General features: G+C 67.2%; 19 protein-coding genes and 3 pseudogenes. 5 read left to right on the forward strand and 17 right to left on the reverse strand.

All coding sequences use genetic code 11. From position 1 onward, the window contains the following. Positions 1-62 precede the first annotated feature (62 nt). The 3 genes from ACX5I6_RS05950 to ACX5I6_RS05960 all read left to right on the forward strand — a co-directional run bounded on the left by ACX5I6_RS05950 (position 63) and on the right by ACX5I6_RS05960 (position 2,682). Positions 63-839 (forward strand): class I SAM-dependent methyltransferase, encoded by a 777-nt coding sequence (locus ACX5I6_RS05950; RefSeq protein ID WP_285246942.1) that lies wholly within the window; start codon positions 63-65, stop codon positions 837-839. Positions 840-993: 154 nt separating this feature from the next. After that, positions 994-1,458, forward strand: coding sequence for a hypothetical protein (locus ACX5I6_RS05955; RefSeq protein WP_461839835.1), 465 nt, complete (start codon positions 994-996; stop codon positions 1,456-1,458). A 99-nt stretch (positions 1,459-1,557) separates the two neighbouring features. Next, positions 1,558-2,682, forward strand: a complete 1,125-nt coding sequence (locus ACX5I6_RS05960) for a glycerate kinase (protein WP_461839836.1) — start codon at positions 1,558-1,560, stop codon at positions 2,680-2,682. A gap of 32 nt (positions 2,683-2,714) precedes the next feature. On the opposite strand, the gene ACX5I6_RS05965 is transcribed toward ACX5I6_RS05960, so the two are convergent. Further along, complete coding sequence (locus ACX5I6_RS05965) at positions 2,715-3,239, reverse strand: DUF6328 family protein (RefSeq protein WP_461839837.1); 525 nt, start codon at positions 3,237-3,239, stop codon at positions 2,715-2,717. A 141-nt stretch (positions 3,240-3,380) separates the two neighbouring features. On the opposite strand from ACX5I6_RS05965, the gene ACX5I6_RS05970 reads away from it, so the two are divergent. Further along, positions 3,381-3,734: a hypothetical protein gene (locus tag ACX5I6_RS05970; protein ID WP_461839838.1), complete on the forward strand. Its 354-nt coding sequence runs from the start codon at positions 3,381-3,383 to the stop codon at positions 3,732-3,734. Positions 3,735-3,760: 26 nt separating this feature from the next. Here ACX5I6_RS05970 and ACX5I6_RS05975 read toward each other — a convergent pair. From ACX5I6_RS05975 to ACX5I6_RS06030, 12 genes and pseudogenes are all read right to left on the reverse strand, one after another. Further along, positions 3,761-4,110, reverse strand: a pseudogene (locus tag ACX5I6_RS05975) (heme-binding protein). Then, entirely contained in the window at positions 4,100-4,237 is a 138-nt protein-coding gene (locus tag ACX5I6_RS05980; RefSeq protein ID WP_461839839.1) for a hypothetical protein, read from the reverse strand. The pseudogene ACX5I6_RS05975 and the gene ACX5I6_RS05980 overlap by 11 nt, the downstream one beginning before the upstream one ends. Beyond that, on the reverse strand, positions 4,234-5,124 hold the full coding sequence (locus ACX5I6_RS05985; protein ID WP_461839840.1) for a TolB family protein: 891 nt from the start codon (positions 5,122-5,124) through the stop codon (positions 4,234-4,236). Before ACX5I6_RS05985 ends, ACX5I6_RS05980 begins: the two co-directional genes overlap by 4 nt. 6 nt (positions 5,125-5,130) lie before the next feature. Further along, the gene (locus ACX5I6_RS05990) at positions 5,131-6,132 is read right to left on the reverse strand and encodes a sugar phosphate isomerase/epimerase family protein (RefSeq protein WP_018762703.1); all 1,002 of its coding nucleotides are present in this window, start codon (positions 6,130-6,132) and stop codon (positions 5,131-5,133) included. A gap of 23 nt (positions 6,133-6,155) precedes the next feature. Beyond that, positions 6,156-7,334, reverse strand: a complete 1,179-nt coding sequence (locus ACX5I6_RS05995) for a Gfo/Idh/MocA family protein (protein WP_461839841.1) — start codon at positions 7,332-7,334, stop codon at positions 6,156-6,158. 19 nt (positions 7,335-7,353) lie between these two features. Beyond that, positions 7,354-8,479: pseudogene (locus tag ACX5I6_RS06000) on the reverse strand (Gfo/Idh/MocA family protein). Then, entirely contained in the window at positions 8,476-9,228 is a 753-nt protein-coding gene (locus ACX5I6_RS06005) for a sugar phosphate isomerase/epimerase family protein (protein ID WP_461839842.1), read from the reverse strand. Before ACX5I6_RS06005 ends, ACX5I6_RS06000 begins: the two are co-directional and overlap by 4 nt. A 46-nt stretch (positions 9,229-9,274) precedes the next feature. Next, complete coding sequence (locus ACX5I6_RS06010; protein WP_461839843.1) at positions 9,275-10,168, reverse strand: carbohydrate ABC transporter permease; 894 nt, start codon at positions 10,166-10,168, stop codon at positions 9,275-9,277. Further along, complete coding sequence (locus ACX5I6_RS06015) at positions 10,168-11,130, reverse strand: carbohydrate ABC transporter permease (protein ID WP_285246725.1); 963 nt, start codon at positions 11,128-11,130, stop codon at positions 10,168-10,170. The genes ACX5I6_RS06010 and ACX5I6_RS06015 overlap by 1 nt, the downstream gene beginning before the upstream one ends. A gap of 9 nt (positions 11,131-11,139) precedes the next feature. Continuing rightward, positions 11,140-12,465 carry an ABC transporter substrate-binding protein gene (locus ACX5I6_RS06020; protein ID WP_018762697.1) on the reverse strand — a complete coding sequence of 442 codons (1,326 nt, stop codon included), beginning with the start codon at positions 12,463-12,465 and terminating at the stop codon, positions 11,140-11,142. Positions 12,466-12,578: 113 nt separating this feature from the next. Further along, positions 12,579-13,409, reverse strand: coding sequence for a hypothetical protein (locus ACX5I6_RS06025; RefSeq protein ID WP_461839844.1), 831 nt, complete (start codon positions 13,407-13,409; stop codon positions 12,579-12,581). Continuing rightward, positions 13,406-14,470, reverse strand: a complete 1,065-nt coding sequence (locus ACX5I6_RS06030; RefSeq protein ID WP_461841678.1) for a Gfo/Idh/MocA family protein — start codon at positions 14,468-14,470, stop codon at positions 13,406-13,408. Before ACX5I6_RS06030 ends, ACX5I6_RS06025 begins: the two co-directional genes overlap by 4 nt. A 227-nt stretch (positions 14,471-14,697) precedes the next feature. On the opposite strand from ACX5I6_RS06030, the gene ACX5I6_RS06035 reads away from it, so the two are divergent. Next, positions 14,698-15,918, forward strand: coding sequence for an ROK family transcriptional regulator (locus ACX5I6_RS06035; RefSeq protein ID WP_461839845.1), 1,221 nt, complete (start codon positions 14,698-14,700; stop codon positions 15,916-15,918). A gap of 60 nt (positions 15,919-15,978) precedes the next feature. Here ACX5I6_RS06035 and treS read toward each other — a convergent pair whose 3' ends face one another. The 4 genes and pseudogenes from treS to ACX5I6_RS06055 form a co-directional block, all read right to left on the reverse strand. Continuing rightward, complete coding sequence (gene treS, locus ACX5I6_RS06040; RefSeq protein ID WP_285246729.1) at positions 15,979-18,255, reverse strand: maltose alpha-D-glucosyltransferase; 2,277 nt, start codon at positions 18,253-18,255, stop codon at positions 15,979-15,981. A 378-nt stretch (positions 18,256-18,633) separates the two neighbouring features. After that, positions 18,634-19,563: pseudogene (locus tag ACX5I6_RS06045) on the reverse strand (glycerate kinase); the annotation flags it as partial. A 1-nt stretch (position 19,564) separates the two neighbouring features. Further along, positions 19,565-21,013 carry a C4-dicarboxylate transporter DctA gene (gene dctA, locus ACX5I6_RS06050; RefSeq protein ID WP_461839846.1) on the reverse strand — a complete coding sequence of 483 codons (1,449 nt, stop codon included), beginning with the start codon at positions 21,011-21,013 and terminating at the stop codon, positions 19,565-19,567. A gap of 138 nt (positions 21,014-21,151) precedes the next feature. Then, positions 21,152-22,249 carry a tartrate dehydrogenase gene (locus tag ACX5I6_RS06055; protein WP_285318777.1) on the reverse strand — a complete coding sequence of 366 codons (1,098 nt, stop codon included), beginning with the start codon at positions 22,247-22,249 and terminating at the stop codon, positions 21,152-21,154. Positions 22,250-22,394 lie beyond the last annotated feature (145 nt).

The following is a 22,394-nucleotide window of genomic DNA, read 5'->3' on the forward strand; positions in this document are numbered from 1 at the left end:
CATATATTTGAGCCGTGTCCTCCCGAACTAAATCGACGCCGTCCGCCTGGCGGAAGTACCTGATGATCCCCAAGCTCGTCAGGTTGTCGCGGAGCGCTCCCAAGGACCGGCACAAGGCGTGGGACCAGTATTGGGCTGGTATCACCGCCACGGGCCCTGGCGGCGAGGTCCTGTGGGATTCGGGCAGCGACCACGAGTTCCTCGGCTACCAGGACAATCTCCTGCGCTATCTGGACCCGGCCCTCCCGGTGGTGGACGCCGGTTGCGGCCACGGCGGTTTCACCCGGGCGCTCGCGGGTGTCTTTCCGCGGGTTATTGGCGTAGATGTTTCACCGCACGCGGTTGATATGGCGCGGCGGCAGTCCGCGGGAACTGCCAACCCCGCTTTCGAAGCGCGCGATATGACAGCTCCCGGCGCCGGCGCTGCCCTGGCAGAGTCCATCCAGGCGGGTGCTGATGGCGCCAATGTCTTCATTCGCGGAGTCCTGCACGTCCTCGATCCCGCCCACCAGAAGGCGCTCGTCAGGAACCTGGGGACCCTTGCCGGCAACCGCGGCACCGTCTTCATGGCGGAAACCAACTTCCACGGGAACCCGGTGGAGTACGTGTCCCACCTTGGTGCCACCACGCGCGGCATCCCGGCGCCGCTGGAACTGGCCATCCGCGGGTTGCCGATGCCCGGCCACTTTGGCCCCGAAGAACGCGAACGGGCGTTCCCGCCGTCGGACTGGGATGTCCTGGAAGACGGCCAGGTTGCCATCGAAACCAATCCGGTGACGGGCGTCCCCGGGCAGGACCGGGTGCCCGGATATTACGCAGTGGTCCGGCCCCGGCGGTAGCGCGCTGGCCCTGCTTTTCCGCACGTTTCCGCAGGCCTGTGCGCATCTCCGCAGTCCACCACACAGTACTCGCCCGGGTCCTTGACATGGGGCGGATCCGGGGGCTCCATGGTAAGTGCGCTTATCAATTGGGCCGCACGAAAGGAAAGCAGCTGTGGCAGGGGACCAAGGCAACAGCACCCGTAAGTTCATTCCGTCCGGGGCGCTCCGCAGGCTGCTGCTGCCGCCCACCTACGGGCGGCACGTCACCGCCGCTGCCGAATTCACCATCCTGTCCGTGGAGGTGTGGGGGGCCGGGCTGGTGGTCAACATCCATCTGCCCGCGGACGGTGCGCCCGAGCCGCGGCTCATTCTCCAGGACCACTTCGGGACCGAATACACCCTGCAGGATTCGGCCACGGTGGGCGCCCGCAACCTGCAGGTCTTTACCCCGTCGGTGCCTCCCGGCACCAGGAGCCTGACCGTCAGGTCCGAGGATGACGCCAGCCGGCCCGTGGTGACATTCGCCGTCCCGTTGATGGCCGTGCCCGAGAACCGGCCCGGCCTCGCCGCCGGACCACGTGGGCGCTCCGGCGCCACCGACGGGTCCTACAAGCCGGAACTCCGCCGACCCGCCTGACCTGCCGCCCCGCCTGGCGGGCCGCATTTCCGGCATCCGGGGCGTCCGTATTACGCTACGGCAAGCGCTTTCCCGGCGCATGCTGGCATGATGGAGCGCATGCGCATTCTTATTGCTCCGGACAAGTTCAAGGGGTCCCTCACGGCGGCGGAAGCGGCCGCCGCCATCGCTGAGGGGGCGCTGCGGGTCTACCCGGATGCCGTGGCCACCCAGTTCCCCATCGCCGACGGCGGGGAGGGGACCTTGGAGGCCGCCGTAGCGGCCGGGTACGAGGAGCGGCTCAACGCCGTGGTGGGACCGATCCTTGCTCCCGTCGGCGCCGCCTGGGCCATCCACAAAAGGGCCGACGGCAAGGTCACGGCAGTGATCGAGACGGCGCAGGCGTCCGGGCTGGCCGACATGGAACCAACCCCTCCCAACGCCCTGCGAGCCCACAGCTACGGTTGCGGCCAGCTCATCGCCGCTGCCCTGGATGCAGGCGCCACCGAGATCGTCCTGGGCCTGGGCGGTTCGGCAATGACCGACGGCGGCAGCGGTGCCCTGCGCGCTCTGGGGTTGAAGCCGCTGGATACGGCCGGGAATGTGGTGCCGCTGGGCGGCGGGTCGCTGGCCGACGTCGTATCCCTGGACACGTCCGGGCTGGACCCCAGGCTCGCGGCCACCACGTTCCGGATCGCCGTGGACGTCCGCAACCCGCTGTATGGCCCGTCCGGCGCGGCCCACGTCTTCGGCCCCCAGAAAGGTGCGGACCCGGAGGCCGCGGAACTGCTCGACGCCGGCCTGCGCAACTGGGCGTCCATACTGCGGGAAGTGACGGGCCGGGACGTGAACGTCCCCGGGGCGGGCGCCGCCGGCGGCTTCCCGGCGTCGTTCCTTGCCTTCACCGACGCCACGCTGGAGGGCGGCTTCGCACTGGTGGCCGGCCTGACCGGCCTGGCCGGCCAGCTGGACAGCGCGGACCTGGTGATCACGGGCGAGGGGTCCATGGACTCGCAGTCGCTGACCGGCAAAGCGCCGATCGCGCTCGCGGATGCAGCCCGGGAGCGCGGGATTCCGGTAATCGTGGTGGCCGGCCGGATCCTGGTCACCCTGGAAGACCTCGCCGGGCATGGCGTGGTGGCAGCGGCGCAGTTGCTGGACGTCGCAGCGAGCCCGGACGACGCCGTCGCCAACGCGGGCAAGTACCTCGCCTGGGCAACAAGCCAGGTGCTCGAAGGCGCCTAACCGGCCAGGGGTTACGGGGGCCCAAGTCCGCCTTACTGCGCCTCGCCGGGAGGGAGCGGGGCGGGCTTCGCCGAAGCCCGCCTGTTGAGTCGGAGCGGAACGAATACCAGCAGCACCACCATGACGCCCAGCAAAGCTCCACCGGCGGTGACTCCGGCCGAACGTCCGGCCGCGACGTCGAAGACGAGGGCTGCCGTGCCCGCGCTGAGAAGGGCGATGCCGCCAAGGGCAATCTTGGTGATGGTGTCCGCGCTGGATACCAGTGTTTCCTTCAGTCGTTTCCGGAACAGCCTGCGGTGCACGCTGACCGGCAGGAGGATGAAGGCGGTGGTCAGGGCCGCCACCGCGACGTTCGCGAGGTAGAGGCCCACCTCCACGTCATCAAGCGTTGCAAACCGCTGCTGGAACGGCAGCGTCAGCAGGAAGCCGGCCAGGATCTGCACCCCGGTCTGGAGCACACGAAGCTCCTGCAGGAGTTCTGCCCAGTTGCGGTCCAGCTGCTCCTCGCGGGTCTCATTCCGTCCCGTACGGCCCGTATAGTCCTCCACATCGGACACCGGTCCTCCTTCCTCGCAGGCCACGTCCCAGGTCTTCTTTCTACTCCTCCCGTACCCGGAAACAAGGCGCCCCCGTTGCACTTGCACCCATATTTGATAAGTTTGCTGATTATCACCCGAAGTTGGCACGCAGGAGGAAGCATGACGCAGGAAAACCAGCAGGCTGAACCCGAGTCCGCCCCGGGCGGTTACGGCACCCCCACGGCCGAGCAGGAAGCGGCCGGTACGCAGGGCCAGCAGTCCGGCGGCGGGTCTTCCGCCGGGGCAGACACCAACTCACCCCAACAGGAAGCGGGCCAGGAACCCGTTCCGCACGACATGGACCTCCCCTCCAGCGCCGCGGAAATCGATGAGTCGAATGACGATTCCCAGGGCTCGTCGCCGGTTTCCTCCGAATCCGGCGAGGAAGCCGCGGGCCTTCCGGACGGCAGCGGAAACGACCTCCCGCAGGAGGAATCGCCCAATGACGACGACGAGAGCTTCGACGCCGGATAAAGGGACCTAAGACGGTGGCCCCTGGATCAGATACTGGTTCCAGGGGCCACCGTTTTGAGGTAGTTCCGGATCCCGCCAACCACCAACTGGTGGTCCTTATCGGAGGCCAGCCCGGACACAGTAACCGCGCCGATGACGCCGGCTCCACGCACCCGCAGGGGAAAGAGCCGCCGGCCAGGGTGTAGTCGGCGGGGTCCAGCCAGCCGCCTCCAAGCGGGTTGCGGTCCGGAAATTGCTCCGCGAGTAAAGCGGTGCTGTGTTCAAACCGCAGCACGGAGTTGGACTTTCGCCTGATCCACTCCTCCTGGTCTGCCGTAGCGCCGGGGAGGATGCAGCGAAAGAGGACCACGTTGTGGCGGCGGATATCAATGGCCACGCCGAAGCCTTCCGTTATGGCCGGCTATCAACGATCCCAGCCGCCAGGCGGCATGGTGGTCAAAGCTTTCGAAGACGAGTTCCTCTTCCTGCCGGCGAAATTCGGTGAGCCGCTGGGATTCGGTCATGCTGTATCGGCCTCCGTGGGGCTGGCAAGCGGGTAGGCAACGAACGCGAAGCGCGTCGAGTCCGGGGACCAGCTGTTGACGTTGAGGGTTCCTTGGCCGCCGGACAGCGGCCAGGTGTGCAGCGGAGTGGTCCAGTCATCTGTCGAGACAAGGACGACGGCGACCGGCCGGTCTGCAGGATGGCCTTCCGTGCCGCCCGGGAACCGGACATACGTGGCGCAGCGCCCGTCGGGGGAGAGGTGCGGAAACCAGTCGACGGTGCGGCTTTCGAGGAGTTGTTCGAAGCCGGTGCCATCTGCACGGATGCGGGCGAGCTGGGCATGACCGTGCGTGGTCGAGAAAGACTCCGTGTTGAAGTAGAGCCATTTCCCGTCCGGCGAGTATTCGGGCCCGTCGCAGTGGCCCGGCCCGACGTCCACGCCGGTGGCGGCACCGCCGGCAGACGGCATGGTCATCAGCCGGCCGGCCCGGGTAAAGTCTCCCGCCTCGATTCCCACGTAGGCCAGATCCTTGCCGTCCGGGCTCACCCCGTGCAGGAAGTGGAGTGAGCCGTCGTCGCTGGTGATGCGTTGGACGGCGCCGCCGGTGAGTGCGCCCCGGTAGATGTGGCCGTCATTGGCGGACAGGAAGATGGTTTCGCCATCAGGGGCCAGGACATGGTCGTTATTGATCTCGGGGATGCCCGTGAGCGGGACCTCGGCAAGCCCGCCGGAGGCAACGTTAAGGCTCCAGAGTTTCCCATCCCCGTTCAGGATCAGCGATGATCCATCGAGGGACCAGTTGGGCGCCTCAAGGAGGATTCGGTCCGTGCTGAACAGCAGTGTCGATTCCCCGGTCAACGACGCGATCCACACCTGGCACTGCTGGCCCGGTAGGAGGGTTCGCATGCGGCGTCAGTCGTTGCTGCTGAAGGCGGCGTCGAAGCTGGTTTGGGAGGCGGGGAAGTCGTACTTCTTCAGGGCGGCGAGGGCTTCGGGGGCTCCGTGGAGGCGGTCCATGCCGGCGTCTTCCCATTCGATGCTGATGGGGCCGTTGTAGCCAATCGCGGACAGGGCGCGGAAGGAGGCTTCCCACGGGACGTCGCCGCGTCCGGCGGAGACGAAGTCCCAGCCGCGGCGGGGGTCGCCCCAAGGCAGGTGGGAGCCCATCACGGTGTTGCGTCCGGTCTGGCGGATCTTGGTGTCCTTGCAGTCCACGTGGTAGATCCGGTCCTTGAAATCCCAGATGAAGGAGACGGGGTCGATGCCCTGCCACATCATGTGCGAGGGGTCCCAGTTCAGGCCGAATGCTTCGCGGTGGCCGATCGCTTCGAGGGTGCGGACGGTGGTCCAGTAGTCGTACGCGATCTCGGAGGGGTGGACTTCGTGGGCGAACCGGACGCCTTGTTCGTCGAAGACGTCCAGGATGGGGTTCCAGCGGTCGGCGAAGTCCTGGTAGCCGGCGTCGATGACTTTTTCCGGGACGGGCGGGAACATGGCCACGTACTGCCAGATGGCGGAGCCGGTGAACCCGACGACGGTGTCTACGCCGAGTGCTTTGGCGAGCCGGGCGGTGTGTTTCATTTCCTCGGCGGCGCGGGTGCGGACGCCTTCGGGGTCGCCGTCGCCCCAGACTTTGGAGCCGACGATGGCCTGGTGCCGGAAGTCGATGGGGTCATCGCAGACGGCCTGGCCTTTGAGGTGGTTGGAGATGGCCCAGACTTTGAGGTTGTACTTGTCCAGGATCTCGAGTTTGGACTCGACGTAGCCGGGTTCGTCCCAGCGCCAGGCGTCCAGGTGGTCGCCGGACACGGCGATTTCCAGTCCGTCGTAGCCCCAGCCGGAGGCCAGGCGCGCGACTTCTTCGAAGGGCAGGTCGGCCCACTGGCCGGTGAACAGGGTGAAGGGGCGGGGCATGGGGGCTCCTTGATGGTGGGGCGCTAGTGGCGCACGACGGTGAGGGTGCTCTTATTGGCTGCGGATTCCTCCACGGCACTGAGGATGTGCTGGACGTTCAGGCCTTCTTCGAACGACGGCGAGGGCTGGGTTCCGTCCCGGACCGCGAGCAGGAAGTCGCGGACCTGGTGGGTGAAGGTGTGTTCCCAGCCGATGATGTGGCCCTGCGGCCACCACGCTTCCAGGTAGGGGTGCTCGGGCTCGTTGACCAGGATGCGGCGGAAGCCCTGCTCACGGACCGGGAGGGTGGCGTCCAGGAAGCCGAGTTCGTTGAGGTTTTCCAGGTCGAACAGGAGGCTGCCCTTCTCGCCGTACACCTCGATCTGGAGGGAGTTCTTCCTGCCGGTGGCCACCCGGGACACCTCCACTGAGGCGACCGCCCCGGAGGTGAGGGACAGCGTGGCCCAGGCGGCGTCGTCGACCGTCACTTCTTCTAGGCCGCCTGCGGGACCACTTGTGCCGGGGCGGCGGTCCACGAAGGTGTGCAGCCGGCCGCTGACCTCGCTGACCTGGTCGCCAAGGAGGAAGAGGACCTGGTCGATGGCGTGGCTGGCGATGTCCCCGAGCGCGCCGGACCCGGCGGTTTCCTTCCGCAGCCGCCAGGTCATGGGCGCCTGCGCATCGGCGAGCCAGTCCTGGAGGTAGGCGGCGCGGACGTGCCGGACCGTGCCCAGGCGGCCCTCGGCGATCAGTTCCCTGGCCAGGGCCAGCGCCGGGACGCGCCGGTAATTGAATCCGATCATCGACTGCACTCCCCGGGCACGTGCCTTCGCGGCCGCGGCCGTCATGAGTTCGGCCTCGGCCAGCGTGTTGGCCAGCGGTTTTTCCACCAGCACGTGCTTGCCCGCCTCCAGCGCTGCGATGGCAATCTCGGCATGCATCCAGCCCGGCGCGCAGATGTCCACGATGTCGATGTCATCCCGTTCAATCACGGTGCGCCAGTCTGTGGCCGACTCCGCCCAGCCGTACGCGGCCGCGGCCTCGGCCACGGCGGTGGCATCCCGGCCCACGAGGACTTTCTGCTCGAAGGCCGGGACGTCGAAGAAGCTGGCCACGTTCCGCCATGCGTTGGAGTGCGCCTTGCCCATGAAGGCGTAACCGATCGCCGCGACCCCCAACGGGCGGGAGGGCGTGGATTCGGAGGGGTGTGCGGGTGTGCTCATGATGCGTTCCTGCTGCCTGTCAGAGGGTGGCGGTTTCCGGAGCCCAGTCCTCCGGGATGGCGGAGGATGCCGGGGCGGCTGCTCGACGTCGATGAACGTGCCGGAGTCGATGGACTCACTGATGGAAACCATGGTGTCCAGCACGTGGTACGCCAGGTCTCCGGTGGCGCGGTGCGGGACGCCGGCGCGGATGGACCGTGCCATGTCCAGGACGCCCATGCCGCGGCCGTTGGCAGGCCCGGTGGCCGGAACAGTGGTCCAGTCCTCGTCGCCGGCGCGCCAGAGCTTGATGTCGCCGGTGAAGTAGTTGGGATCCGGCAGCGACAGGGTCGCTTCGGTGCCCGTGATCTCCACGAAGCCCATCCGGGTCCGGGGGACTCGAAGGAGAAGACGCTGTGCGAGGAGGCGCCGGACTCGAACTGCGCCATGGCCGAGACGTGCGTGGGCACCTCGACCGTGAATTCCTCGCCCGCCTTGGGGCCGGAACCGATCACGCGGACATCCTTGGCCTTGGACCCGACGGCGGCCACCTTGCGGATGGAGCCGAACGCCTGGACCAGGGTGGTGAGGTAGTACGGGCCCATGTCGAACAGCGGGCCGGCACCGTGCTGGAAGAGGAACGCCGGATTGGGGTGCCAGGACTCCGGGCCGGGGGTCTGGAACGTGGTCATTGCCGTCAGCGGGGTGCCGATGTCGCCGCCCTGGATCAGGCGCAGGGCGGTCTGGATCCCGGCACCGAGGAACGTGTCCGGGGCGCAGCCCAGGCGGATACCGGCGGTGTCCGCCGTTTTGAGCAGGCCAAGCCCGGACTCGCGGTCCAGGGAAAAGGGCTTTTCGGTCCAGACGTGCTTTCCGGCGTTGACGGCGGCGGTGGCCACCTCCACGTGTGCTGCCGGGATGGTGAGGTTGACGATGATTTCGACGTCGGGATGGTTCAGGGCCTTCTCCACCCCGCCCCACTCGGGGACGCCGTACTCCTTGGCACGCGCCTCGGCGGCTTCCTCGAAGAGGTCCGCGATGACGTGGACCTTCAGGTCCGGGAACGCCGTGAGGTTGTCCAGGTACTGCTTGCTGATCACGCCGGCGCCGATCACGCCGACGCCCACCGGGCCCTTGCGGGGAGATTTTGCTGCGGGGGTGCTCACGCGTTGGCCCCCTCGGCTGCGGAGTTGCTGTTCAGGAAAGCGAGGCTTTCGGCGATGCCTTCGAAGATGTCACCGGCGTAGTCGTCGAACTCCACCACTCCCACTTCAAGCGACGTGGCCGCGGCGATCACGTCCATGACCGGCACTTTGCCCTGGCCTGCCGGCTGCTGGGCCTTGTTGTCCCTGGTGAGGGGGCCGTCCTTGATGTGGATGAACTTCACCCGGTCACCCAGCTTTGCCAGGATGTCCACCGGGTCCTGCCCGCCAACGGCTACCCAGTACGTGTCCACTTCGAGGACGAGTTCCGGGTCCAGCAGGGATTCGAAGTATTCCAGCGCGGTGCGGCCGTCAATGATGGACTCCAGTTCCCAGGCGTGGTTGTGGTAGCCCACCCGGATGCCGTATTCGGCCCCCTTCCTGGCAGCCTGGTTGAGCTTATCGGCGGTGGCTTGGATGTCTTCGGCCTTCTGCCAGTGCTCGGCAGGCAGGAACGGGTCAATGACCGTGCTGATCCCCAGTTCCTTGGCCGCGGTGAAGATTTCGTCCTGGTCCTGGCTCATCAGCGGGGCGTGCCCGGACGGTGCGGTGAGGCCGTTCTCTTTCAGGGCTGCGCCGAGTTCCTTGGCCGTGGCCACGAAGTTGTAGGGCTCCACCTGGGTGAAGCCAATATCGGCAACCTTCTTGATGGTGCCGGGCAGGTCCTCGGAGATGGCGTTGCGGAGCGTGTAGAGCTGAAGCGAGTAGGACATGGGTTTCCTTAACGGTGTTGGGAAGCGGTTGGACGAATGCCGGAGGTCAGCGGCCCGCGAGGGAGCCGCCGATGCCACCGACGCTGAAGTATTTGTTCAGGGCGGCGAACACGATGACGGGCGGGAGCATCATGACCACGGCCAGGGCCATGACTGAGGTCCAGTCTGTCGCGTTTTGCTGGAAGAAGGACTGCACGCCCATGGGAAGGGTGAAGATTTCGTTGGAGCGGAGGAAGACGATGGCCACGAGGTAGTCGTTCCAGGCCAGGAGGAAGGCGAAGATGGCGGTGGAGAGGACGCCGGGGAGGGAGTTCCGGAGGACCACTTTGGTGAAGGATCCGAAGACGGAGCAGCCGTCGATCCAGGACGCTTCCTCGAGGCTGATGGGGATGGAGTCGAAGTACGCGGCCATCATCCAGGTGGCCACCGTCATGGTGGAACCGACGTAGATGATGGTCAGGCCCAGGAGGTTGTCCACCAGGCCCATCCCGGCGAACAGGATGAACAGCGGCACCACCGAGGTGATGATGGGCAGCGACTGCATGACGAACAGGAGCAGGGAGTAGCCGGAGACGGCCTTGGACCGGCCGCGGGAGAGGACGTAGCCGGCGGGTGCGGCCACCGCCACCGATACCACCACGGTGGAGAGGGTGGTGACCAGGCTGTTCTTCAGCCAGGTGGCGGCAAGGGTCTTGGAGAAGACGTTGCTGAGGTTCTCGAAGGTCAGGCCGGTGGCGGTGCTGTTGGGACCGGGGGTGAAGGCGAGCACGATGGTGACCATGATGGGTACCAGTACGATCGCGGTGATGATGAGGATGGCGATGAACCGCCACCAGCGGCCGCGTTGGCCGGCTTCGGAGAGTACCCGGCGGGTGTTGCCTGCCTGGCCGACGCCGAGGGTCGGGCCGGATTGGGGATGGGCGTGGACTGCTGCGCTCATTATTCGACACTCGACTTTCGGATCTGGCGGTACAGGATGACCGAGATGACCACCAGGGTCATGGTCATGAGGAAGGCGATGGCCACGCCGGGGCCGGTGGCGAAGTCCTGGAACACGGTGCGGTAGGCCAGGACCACCAGGGAGGTGGTGGCGTTGACGGGTCCGCCGCCGGTGAGCAGGTAGATGGTGGGGAAGTCGTTGACGCAGAAGATGGTCATCAGGATCCAGCTGATGTAGGTGGAGCGGGCGATCAGCGGCAGGGTGATCTGGGTGAATTGCTGCCAGCGGCTGGCGCCGTCCATGCTGGCGGCCTCGTAGACGGTGGTGTCCACGGACGCCAGGGCGGCCGAGATCATCATCATCATGAACGGGAAGCTGACCCAGACTTTGAAGACCATCACGGTGATGGAGGCCAGGGTGGGGTCTGCCAGGAACAGCGGGGTGCCCAGGCCGAGGTTCCGGAACAGTGCGGGAATCAGGCTGTCCGGGGTGGCCACCAGCCAGTTCCAGGCGGTGGAGGACACCACGATCGGCACCACCCAGGGCAGGAGCAGCAGGACCTTGAACGTGTTGCCGGCGGGGATCTTGGTGCGCAGGAGCAGGGCGAGGCCCAGGCCCACGAGCCAGGATCCGAACACGCCGACGATGGTGAACCAGAGGGTGAACTGGGCGGCTTTCCAGAACGCCGGCGAGGTCAGGACGGTGGTGAAGTTCTGGACGCCGACGAAGTTGCCGGTCTGGAGCAGGTCGCCGTCGTGCGTCGCCTGGACCGCGGCATAGATCAGCGGGTAGCCGTGGATCAGGACCAGGAGGACCACAGAGGGGAGCAGGAGCCAGAAGAAGGTCCTGGTGGCCTGGGCCGAGAGTTTGCTCTTGCGTTTGCCGGGGGCGGCCCCGGATCCGCCGGGGGCAAGCCCGCGGCGGGCCCGGGCGAGGCCGGATTGTGCAGTGGTGGAGGACATGGCGGGCGCTTACTTCTTCAGGACGGACTCGAGGCCGGACTGGAAGGTCTGCAGGGCGGTCTTGGCGTCGGCCTTTCCGGTGATGATGGTCTGGCTGAACTGGTTCAGGGCCTGGCCGCCGTCGAGGGCGGCCAGGTTGGCGTTCAGCTTGCTGCCCTGGGAGGCGAAGGTCTTGGCGATCGGCTGCCAGTCCTTGACGATCTTGACGTTGTTGGGGTCGTCCGCGAACTCGGGCATCTCCGTGATGGATTTGAAGACCGGCAGTGCGGACATGAGCTTCTTCTGCCACAGCTGCTTGAGCTGGCCCAGGTAGTACACCAGGAACTCCTCGGAGGCGTCCTGGGAGGGGGTGTTGGTGTACATCATGATGTTGTTCGGGAACACGATGGTGGCTTTGTCCCCGTGCGGGCCCTTGATCGGGTCAGCCACCAGGAGGTCGCCTGAGGTGTCGCCCACGCGCTGCGGAACGTTCACCTGGAAGAGGCCGTAGCCTGCCTTGCCGTCCTTCCACTGGGCTGACATGTTGTCGGTGGTGTAGCTGACCGCGGCGGGGTCCACGATGCCGTTGGACACGAGCTCCAGGACGAACTCCATAGCCTCGACGTTGCGGTCGTTCAACAGGTCCAGCTCGCCGTCCTTGTTGAACACGCCGCCGCCGTTGTTGACCATCATCATGATCATGGAGTGGTTGGCGTAGTTGTTGCCGGCACCTGCGCCGGTGGTGAAGCCGAAGGCGCCGACCTTCTTCAGGGCCTTGCCGGCTTCAAGGAGGGACGGCCAGTCCGTGGGCAGGGCAACGTTTGCCTTCTCGAAGAGGGACTTGCGGTACCAGAAGACGCGCATGTCCAGCTGCCAGGGAACAGCCACATAGCCCTTGTCCGACTTGAACGGGTCCAGCACGCCGGGCAGGAAGTCGTCGAACTGGCCGTTCGCCTTCAGCTTGTCAATCACCTTGTCCGCATAGGCGATCTGGCCCTGCTGCTCGAACTGGAACGCCTGGAAGCCGCCGCCGGTGGAAACCGCGGGACCGGTCTTGGAAGCAATCGCGGAGGAGAAGGTCTGGTAGAAGTTGTTCCACTGGATGATCTGGTAGCTGGCCTTGCTGCCGTTGGCACCGGAGAAGCCCTCGGCGATGCTCTTGGCGGCATCATTGTAGGCCGGCGTTGCCCAAGGCATGTCCCAGAACTTGACGGTCCCGCCGGCTCCGCCTCCGCCGCCCTGCGACGCCGAACCGCCACCACAGGCTGCCAGCAGCGGCACGGAGGCCGCGGCAGCCGTCAGGCCCAGGAAGCCGCGGCGGGAGAAGGAGCGGCGTGGTTCGGAAGATGCATTCATGGTGTGTCCTTTCGGGACCGTCGGGCGCAGTGTGCCGTTGGTACGGTCCTGCTCATCGTTGAGAGTGGAGGTGGGACTGGACTGCTGTGTTCGGTTGCGTATCTGAAGGCTGGTTACGTGGCGGTCAGGGTTGCGTAGAGGTCGGTCAGCCGGGCGAACCCGGCCAGATCGTCCGGCCTGGTGCCGGCGCTGAGGTGCTCCTTCAGCCGCCGCCACGCAAACCGGTGGGCGGATTCGTACAGGGTGGGAAGCAGGAGGTCGCCGTGCGGCCCGGTGACCCGGACCTCCGCAGGCCAGGCGGCGTCCGGATCGGGGACCCGGACGGCAACCCCGCCGTCGGCGGTGTAAAGGCGGATGTCGACGCCGGCCGGCCGGGCGGCGGTAAGCACGCCCTGGGCGGTGAACGGCGCGCCATTCGCCAGCCTGCCGCTGGCCGTGTAACCGGAGGCGTCCAGGCGCAGGACGGCCACGCCGTCCAGCCGGCCTGCCACGGCAAGCAGGGCGGCGAGGTGGTCGCTGAGGAGTTGCCGTGGATCGGTGCCGGGCGCCGCCGTCGCCACGCTGTCCAGCAGCGAGGCGCTGCCAAGCCCGCTGCGCACTGCGCCGCGGGCATCCGTGCCGGAACCTTCGGCAACCAGGGCCGGGTTCGCGGCCCATCGGAGATCGAGGACGACGACGGCCCCCGCCGCGTCTGCCGCAGCCGCGAGCTCCGAAGTGTCCTCGGGCACGGGGTTGGCCACCACAACGCCGCGGGCCCCTGCCTGCACGGCGCCGGCGGCTTCGGCGGCCCATCCGCGGCTGCCCGCAACCACCAGCACGTCGGCCTGGCCGGAATGCCCGGCCGGCATGGGGCCGAACGTTGCAGGCAGCGATGCCACCGTCTCGGTGACCGCGCCTGCCTCCCTGGCTGCGGGCGTGGCCTGCACCGTGAAGTGGGCGCTCATGCGGAAACTCCTGCCGTGTCGGTTGCGGCCGCATGGTCCCGGGCGGCGCTTTCCACTGTGGCCCCGGCGATGGCCAGGGCAAACGTGAGGTCGTCGATCAGGGTTTGGGCGGGCGGGGCCTGCCGGGTTCCATTGGCGAGCCCGGCAAGTTCGCGCCACTCGCCCTCGTAGCCGTTGTGGCCGAAGGGGCCGAAGCTGGAGGTCTCGCTGCCGTCATTGCGGGTGAAGGTGGCCACGGCGGAGCCGGCCTGGACGTAGGAGGGCGTGAAGTCGATCCGGAGCGCGGAATCGTCGGCGATGGCCTCGAAAGTCCACTCGGGCTTCCAGGTGCCGTTCATGACGGCCCGCAGTTCAATGACCCGGGAGGGGGTCCGGAGGGAGACGGCGTAGCCGAACGGGCGGACGTGCCGTGCCTGCAGGACTTCGACGTGCTCGAAATCGGGCGTGAACCGGCGCACCAGCGGAAGGTCGTGGATGGCCAGGCCCATGATCCCGCCCTGGAGGGCGGCTTTGAGGACCTCGATGTCCGAGTAGTCCTGCCGGCCGGCGGCGGGGCGGGTGAGGATTTCCGTGGCGAAGTCTTCGAACCGGGCGTTCGGTGGCAGGACGATGGAGGAACGGATGGTGTGGGCCGTTTCGGGAAGGTCGCCCCAGTTCTGTTCGGCGGCGAGCCAGCCCGGATCGAAGGTGTGCATGGCGCCGACGACGATCGGGACCCCGGTTTCGGTGCTGACCGCGGAGATGCGGGTGGCTTCCTCGGCGTTCATTGCGAACGGCTTTTCGCAGAGGACGGCCTTCTTGCCGGCCCGGCAGGCGGCGATGACCTGGTCCGCGTGGAACTGGTGGGGGCTGCAGATCGCGACGATGTCCACGGCCGGATCGCCCAGCAGCTCGTCCATGCTCGAGCTTGACGTTGCCCCGACGCGCGCCGCCACGGAAGACGCAACTGCTGCGTCGACATCCATGATGTGCCGTACCTCGAGGACATCGCGGAGCCGGGCCAGGGCGGGAAGGTGGATAGCCTGGGTCACCGGTCCTGCCCCCAGGATGCCAACCCCCAAGGGCCGGTCTGTCGGCGCGGTGTGATGGGACAAGTTCAATTACCTCTTCGTAAGCGGACTCTGCAGTGGTTGGGATCACCGTGGTGGATACCAGCCATCGGATTCACGAATGTGCCCCGAGTCACAAGGTAGAACTACTTTTGCCGCCCGTCAAGCAAAAGTTGCTTGTTTCTCGTTATTCTTCTGGCGTGATGACAGTGCTAAGTAAGAGTGTTATGACTTAGTGCATGACTTCTTCACCCGCCGGGAAACAGCTCGGGAAGGAATCCGACGCCGGCAATCTGTCGCGCGCGGGGGACCTGTTCCAGCTGCTGCGGGACGGCAGGGCCCGTACCCGTGCCGAGCTGGCCCTGAGCACGGGCCTCGCCCGGTCCACGGTTGCCTCCCGGATTGACGCGCTCATGCTCTCCGGCCTGGTGGGACCCGCCGGTGAGGCACTCTCCAGTGGGGGGAGGCCGCCGTCGCGCTTTGCCTTCAACCCGTCCGCCCGCCTGGTGTTGGCCGTCGACGTCGGTGCCACGCACGTGATTGTCGCGGTCACCGACCTTGGCGGGACAATCCTCGCCGAGCATCGGCTGTCCCTGCAGGTGGCAGACGGGCCGGAAGCCGTGCTGGACCAGGTGGTTGCGCAGGGCAAGGAACTGCTGGCGTCCGCGGGACGCAGCGTCACCGAACTTGCCGGGATTGGCATCGGGCTTCCGGGGCCGGTGGAACACGACACCGGAAAACCGGTCAAGCCGCCCATTATGCCTGGCTGGGACGGGTTCGACGTGGTCAGCTACGTCCAGCGGTCCCTGCCCGTCCATGTGCTCGTGGACAACGACGTGAACATCATGGCGCTGGGGGAGCAGTCCGCCCACTGGCCCGAGCACAACAATTTCTTCTTCGTGAAGGTGGCCACCGGCATCGGGTCCGGCATCATCAGCAACGGGCAGCTGCAGCGCGGGGCGAACGGCACGGCCGGCGACCTTGGCCACGTCCAGGTGGCCCGCGGTGCGGAGGTCCTGTGTGCCTGCGGAAACTACGGGTGCCTTGAGGCACTCGCGTCCGGGCCCGCCGTCGCACGCTCCCTCCGGGACCAGGGCGTGGACGTCGCCAGGGGCGCGGATGTGCTCCGGCTCGCCGCCGACGGCAACCTGCAGGCCATCCAGGCGCTGCGGCAGGCCGGCCGGGACATCGGTGAGGTGCTTGCCACCGCGGTGAACCTGCTCAACCCGTCCGTCATCGTGGTGGGCGGCAGTTTCGGCGAAACGGGTGAGCACCTGGTGGCGGGAATCCGTGAGGTGGTGTACCGGCGCTCCCCGCCGCTGGCCACCTCGCACCTGCGCATCAATGTCTCCCGGGCAGGCGACCAGGCGGCCGTCCTCGGCGCGAGCCAGCTGGTTACCCAGTACGTCCTCTCGCCGGCCATCATCGAAGCCACGCTTTCGGGCGCGATCGCGGGGTAGCAAAAAGCAGCGCCGGGCGGCGCCGGGAACGAATCCTCCGGCGCCGCCCGGCGTCCTCCGTTATGCCTCCGCGTCCGGCTCCGGTGCCTCGGTAAGGAGCAGTGCCGTCCCGCCGTAGGCCGGCAGTTCGAGGAAGAAGCTGTGCAGGTCATCCACCTGCCCCACCGTCTCGCCGCTGAAGAGGTCCTTGACGTTGGCCCCGGAGGGCAGCTCGTTGGACTGGATGCTGCCGGCGATGTCCTGCCCGGAGAAGTTGAGCGCCGTGACCTGCAAGGCGCCGTCCTGGAGCCGGTTGACCAGCACCAGTGCCCCGCGGTTGGAGACCTCGGGGACATCGAGCAACGTGCCCGTGGCAATGCCGTTGTCCTCGCGGACGGCAAGGATCCGCTGCAGCCTGCGCGCGAACGAGTTCGCATCCTGAAGCTGCTCCGGCAGCGTGCCGTACAGGCTGCGCGCCCGCGGCATGCCCGCCGAGGACGTGGTGGCGTCCGGGCTGGTCCCCATGAGGTCGTGCGCGCCGCGGTTGATCCAGCGGGTGTCGCCCTGGGAGGTGAGTTCCCGGACGCTGCTCCGGTCCAGGGCCAGGATGCCCGTGAGGTCCCAGCCGGAGAGGGCGAAGACTCCCGGCTGCAGCGCGTTGTACATGGCCAGGAGGATGTGGACGTCCCGGATCTGTGCCTCCTGCTCCGGGGTCACGGCGTCCGGATCCTGGATGCCCAGGGCGGCCATGATGAAGCTGACGGTGGTGCAGGCGATGCCGTTGGTGGTGAAGACGGCGTTGTACGGTCCGTTCTCACCGGTCAGCCGGTCCCGCAGGGTCTGCTGGACCTGCTCGGCGAGCTGTGCGCCGGTGAGTTCCTCACCGTTGAGTTCGAACATCTCCTCCCGGTGCCCGGCGGCGAAGTGCAGGAGCTCGTAGGTCAGTTCGTCATGGTTCTGCAGGGCATGGACCAGGGACGCCTGGTCCACCCCGATCTCCATGGACAGGCGCAGCGTCAGCCGCAGGAATTCGGTGTCCGCGGTGACCAGGGCGTAGTGGTACGCGGGCCGGGTGATGAAGTCGTACGACAGGTCGGGACCCGATTCGGAGGTTGCCTTGATGTCGTCGATGGTGAGGTTCAGTTCCTGGAAGGAGAACCCGCCCACCTTGCGGATCATGGATCCGATCAGCTGGTTGGCTGCCTCGGACAGCGGGTGGCCCTCGGACCAGCCGGGCTGTTCCTCGGCGCTCTTTTCCACGCCCAGGAACCCGTTGGCGTCGAGGCGGAGCGCCCCGGTACCCAAGTCCACCAGGGAGTGCAGGGCGTCGCCCACCACCAGCCGCATGCCCGCGAAGGTGGGGTCCAGCCAGTTGATGGAGGGCTGCCCGGCCTTGAAGTAGTGCAGGTAGACCCAGCGGCGGGTCTTGCCGGTGGTGTCCACGATGGGCCGGGTGGCGCTCCAGTTGGTTTCCTTCACCCCGGGTTCGTAGAAGATGACGCGCTGGAGCCTGCCGATGATGTACCCGGCTTTCTGCAGCGCCTGTTCAGAATCAGGGCTGAGGTTGACCGAATCCGCCCCCTCCGGGACATCGGGCAGGAGGTTCCAGTCCTCCTCCGGAATGTCCACCATGTGGTAGATCCCGGGGTAGTCGCGGAAGTTCATTTCGGCCAGCCGGAAGTCGGCGCCCTTGCCGGTGTGGCCCGGGACGATGTCGTCAATGACCGTGCCGCCGTGCTCGGCAGCGACCTCGCACATGCTGCGGAACTCTTCTTCGGTGCCGAAGACCGGATCGATCGCCATGCTGATCCGGTCGAAGTGCCCGTCAACACTGGGCGTGTGCGACCAGCCGCTGATGCCGCCGGCCAGTTTCACCGGCCCGGTGTGGATGCCGCGGATGCCGATCTCGCGGAAGGCTTCCCACATGGCCTTGTCTCCCAGGGCGGAGAGGAAGGACCGGCCCGGCTCGGTGATGAAGGACAGCGGGTAAGCGGTGAACCAGACAGGGGCGCGTTCGACGGCGGCCCGGGGGTTCGGATGCGCGTACGAGTTCTGCCACATGCTGGCCTGGCCGGACAATTGCCGGGCCAGGACGTTGGCGTCACCGAGCATGGCCTGGTTGCGCAGCCAATCCACGTACGCAGCGTTCCGGCCGTCGAATTCGAAGGAGGGCCTGTTGCCCACGAATTGGCGCCGCCTCGCGACGGGCCGCAGCGCTTTTGGCCGGGCGGCGAAGAACTGTTCGTCGAAAGTGACTTCCAGGTCCGCTGCCGGCTCCGTGGCGGCTGCCTCCCCTTCCCCCACTCCGGCGGTGTTATCCGCATCCGAAACGCGCTCGCTGGTCCCCGGCTCCCGCATAAGCTCCTCTTTCCACTGCTCGTCTCCGTGCTGGCATGGATGCTCCGTAGCCCCTTGCCCGTGGAAAGGTACCCAGCCGGACAGGGAGTATTCGGTGTTCCCTCTCCCGATGCTACTGGGCGGTGCAACCGGTGGACGGGACAAACGTGCCGGGCTGGCGGATGCCTTGGCCGATCTGCCGGCCGATGTCGCGGCCGATCCGGGTGAGCAGGGCGGCGGACAGCACGGGGTCCTTGGCGGAGTCCCGGCTGGTGTAGTCGGCCAGGGCGTAGACCTGCGCCAGGGACAGGTCCGCCCAGCGTTCCGGGGGAGCAGGGAGCGGCCGGCAACGGCGATGAGGGTGCGGGTGCCGGAGCGCCGGGCCACCGCGGCGGGCAGCTTGCCGGCGAGGGTCTGCGCGTCGATGCTGCCTTCGCCCGTGATGACGACGTCGCAGCTGTCCTTGCGGGCATCGAAGTCCAGCAGGTCAAGGAAGAAGTCCGCTCCGGAGACCTGGCGCGCGCCCAGGAGCAGGCACGCGAACCCGATTCCCCCGGCGCTGCCGGCTCCGTCATGCCGTGCCAGGCCGGCCGCGGCGCCGAACCCCGCGTCCGCCATCCTCCCCACGAAATGTTCCAGCCCGGCGTCGAGGGCGTCGACATCCGCCGGGCCGGCGCCTTTTTGCGGCCCGAAGACGGCCGCTGCCCCGGCCGGTCCGGTGAGGGGATTGGAGACGTCGCTGGCGACCACCAGTTCCGTCCCTGCCAGGCCTGGCAGGAGGGATCCCCGGACGGCGTGGATCCGGCCGAGTGCGTGGCCGGTCCCCGGCAGTTCCGTGCCGTCGGCCGCGAGGAAGGCGTATCCCAGGGCGGTCAGCATTCCCATGCCGCCGTCGGTGCTGGCGCTGCCGCCCAAGGCCAGGACGATCCGCGCGGGCGACAGGCCCAGGGCGAACCGGACCGCCTCACCGAAACCGCGGCTGGATGCATTGAGGGCATCCAGGGAGCCGTCCGCCAGGAGCGCGATCCCGCAGGTGTTGGCGACTTCGACGACGGCGGTGACGCCGTCGAAAGCGATGGACGACCGGACCGTTTGCCCCGTGGGGCCCGTGACGGTGCAGGCGTGCCGGGCGAAGCCGGCCGAGACGGCCGCGTCCACGCTGCCGTCCCCGCCGTCGGCCAGCGGAAGCAGCTCGCATTCGATGGTCCGGGCGGCCCCGGCGGTGGACCGGAGCCCGGCCGCCAGGGCGTGTGCCACCTCGCCTGCGGTGAGGCTGCCCTTGAATTTGTCAGGTGCGATCAGGGCGCGGACCGTGGTGTTGGCGGGCATGTCAGGCGGTTTCGGAGTAGGCGGGACTGCGGGCAGGCAGGGAAGGTTCGACGCCGGCGGTACTTTCCTGGAGGGCCGGCTCCTTGTGGGGGTGGGCGCCTGAACCGTCGGCGGCCTCGAGGTGGCCCGGCGCCGGGGCCGGAAGCGGGTCCACGGCTTCGCCGGCGAAGACGCGGCGCACACGGTCCGCGTCGAGGGTGCGGTCCCACCAGGCGATAAACAGGGTGGCTACGGCGTTGCCGGTGAAGTTGACCAGGGCCCGGCATTCGGACATGAACTTGTCGATGCCGAAGATCAGCATGATTCCGGCGGCGGGGATGGTCCCGATGGTGGCCAGGGTGGCGGTTAGGGCGATGAAGCCGCCGCCGGCGACTCCTGCCGCGCCCTTGGAGGTGAGCAGCATGACCGCGAGCAGGCCCAGCTGCTGGCCAATGCTCAGGTGGGTGTTGGTGGCCTGTGCAATGTAGAGGGCGGCCAAAGACAGGTAGATGGCGGCGCCGTCCAGGTTGAAGCTGTAGCCGGTGGGGACCACCAGGCCGACCGTTTCCTTCTTGACTCCGGCATTCTCAAGCTTGCGCATCAGGCCTGGAAGGGCGGGCTCGGCGGTGGAGGTGCCCAGGATGAGCATGTATTCCTCCTTGAGGTGCCGGATCATGCTGAAGATGTTCAGCTTCAGGAACGCCATGACCGAGCCGAGGACCACCACGACGAAGAGGATGGAGGTGGCATAGAACAGGGCGATCAGGCCGCCCATGCTGGTGAGCGATGAGACGCCGTACTTGCCCACGGCAAAGGCCATGGCGCCGAAGGCTCCCAGGGGCGCGGCCTTCATGATGAAGCCGAGGATCTTGAACATGACCCCGGTCAGCCGCTGCACCCCGTCAAGGACCGGGGCGCCCACCTTGCCCAGGGCGTTCAGGGCGATTCCGAAGACCACCGCAATGAAGATGATTTGCAGGATGTCGCCAACGACGAAGGGCTGGACCACGCTGGTGGGGACGATGTTGGTGATGAACTGCCACCATTCCTGGTGCTGGCCCGCATCGATCAGTTTGGCGGCCGAGTCCGAGGTCTTGATGGCGCCCGGATCGGCGTTCACGCCTTCGCCGAGCCGGAAGACGTTGATGGCTACCAGGCCGAATGCCAGGGCGCAGATGGTGCCGACCTGGAAGTAGGTCAGCGCCTTCAGCCCGGTCATGCCCACCTTCTTCAGGTCAGCCACGCTGGCGATGCCGCCGACGATCGTGAGGAACACGATGGGCCCGATGAGCATCTTCATCGCGTTCACGAAAGTGGTGCCGATCGGTTCCATCGCGATACCGGTTGCCGGGGCGAGCCAGCCGACCAGGATGCCGATGACGATCGCCGTCAGTACCCAAAAGTACAGCTGGCGGTACCACCGGGTTTTCGGGGCCGCTGTTGTAGCCGCGGCGGTGCTGGTGTGGTCCATGATTCCTACCTCATTGTGGAATGTCGCTGGAGGATGTTCTGAAGAAAGTTGGTGCGGGGCGGCCGGCGGTACTGCTTCACCGCCCGCCCCGTGCTTGGAATCGGCAACCGAATGGCGGCGCCGGGGGCTACTGCGTGCCTAGACCGCTGCCGGAGTGAGCGTCAGGGCCTTGATGATGGCTTCGGTGACGTCCCCGGTGTTTGCCTTGCCCCCCACGTCGCGGGTCAGGTGGCCGGCGCCGGTGGCCGCCTCGATGGCGGCTTCCACCTGGCGGGCTTCCGCGTGCAGGCCGAAGTGGTCCAGCATCAGGGCGGCGCTGGCGATGGCGCCGATCGGGTTGCTGATGCCCTGGCCGGCGATGTCCGGGGCAGAGCCATGGACCGGTTCGAACATGGACGGGAAGCGGCGCTCCGGGTTCAGGTTGGCGCTGGCCGCCAGGCCCAGGCTGCCGGCCAGCGCCGAGCCGAGGTCGGAGAGGATGTCGGCGTTCAGGTTGGAGGCGACGACGACGGAGAGGTCCTCGGGCTTGAGGATGAACTTGGCGCTCATGGCATCCACCAGGACGCTTTCGGTCTGGACGTCCGGGTAGTCCAGGGCGACGCGGTTGAAGACCTCGTCCCAGAGGACCATCCCGTACTGCTGCGCGTTGGACTTGGTGACCGAGGAAACCTTCTTGACGGCCCGGGTCCGGGCCAGGTCGAAGGCGAACCGCATGATGCGCTCGCAGCCCTTCTCGGTGAACAGGGCGGTCTGCAGCGCCACCTCATTGCCGGGTCCGCGCCCACTGAGGTTCCTGCCGCCGAGGCCGGCGTATTCACCCTCGCTGTTCTCGCGGACCACCACCCAGTCCAATTCGGTGGTGTCGGCCTTGCGGAGCGGGGACTGCACGCCGGGGAGGAACTTCACCGGGCGGATGTTGGCCCACTGGTCGAAGTTCTGGGTGATGTTCAGGCGCAGGCCCCAGAGGCTGATGTGGTCCGGGACGTTTTCCCAGCCGACGGCCCCGAAGTAGATGGCGTCGAAGTCCTTCAGGGCGTCCAGGCCCTTGGGGTCCATCATCTGGCCGGTCCTGGCGTAGTACTCGCTGCCCCAAGGGAACTCGGTCCAGTCGAAGGCAAACTTTCCGTTCGAGTGTTCGGCCAGGGCGTCCAGGACTCGGCGGCCTGCGGACACCACTTCCTTGCCCACGCCGTCGGCCGGGATCGAAGCGATGCTGAATGTCTGGTTGGCGCTCATGTGCCTACCTCCTCGTTGAGTGTGGGCAGTGTGCGGGTGTCGCCCCGGTCACACTGCTTTCTTCCTCTTCAAGTAGACGGGCGCAGCGGGTTGGGCGTCCAAGACCAAGATTCGATCCTGCTGATAGGAAGGGCCTATCAACGAT

The organism is Arthrobacter sp. MMS24-T111 (genome assembly GCF_054888995.1).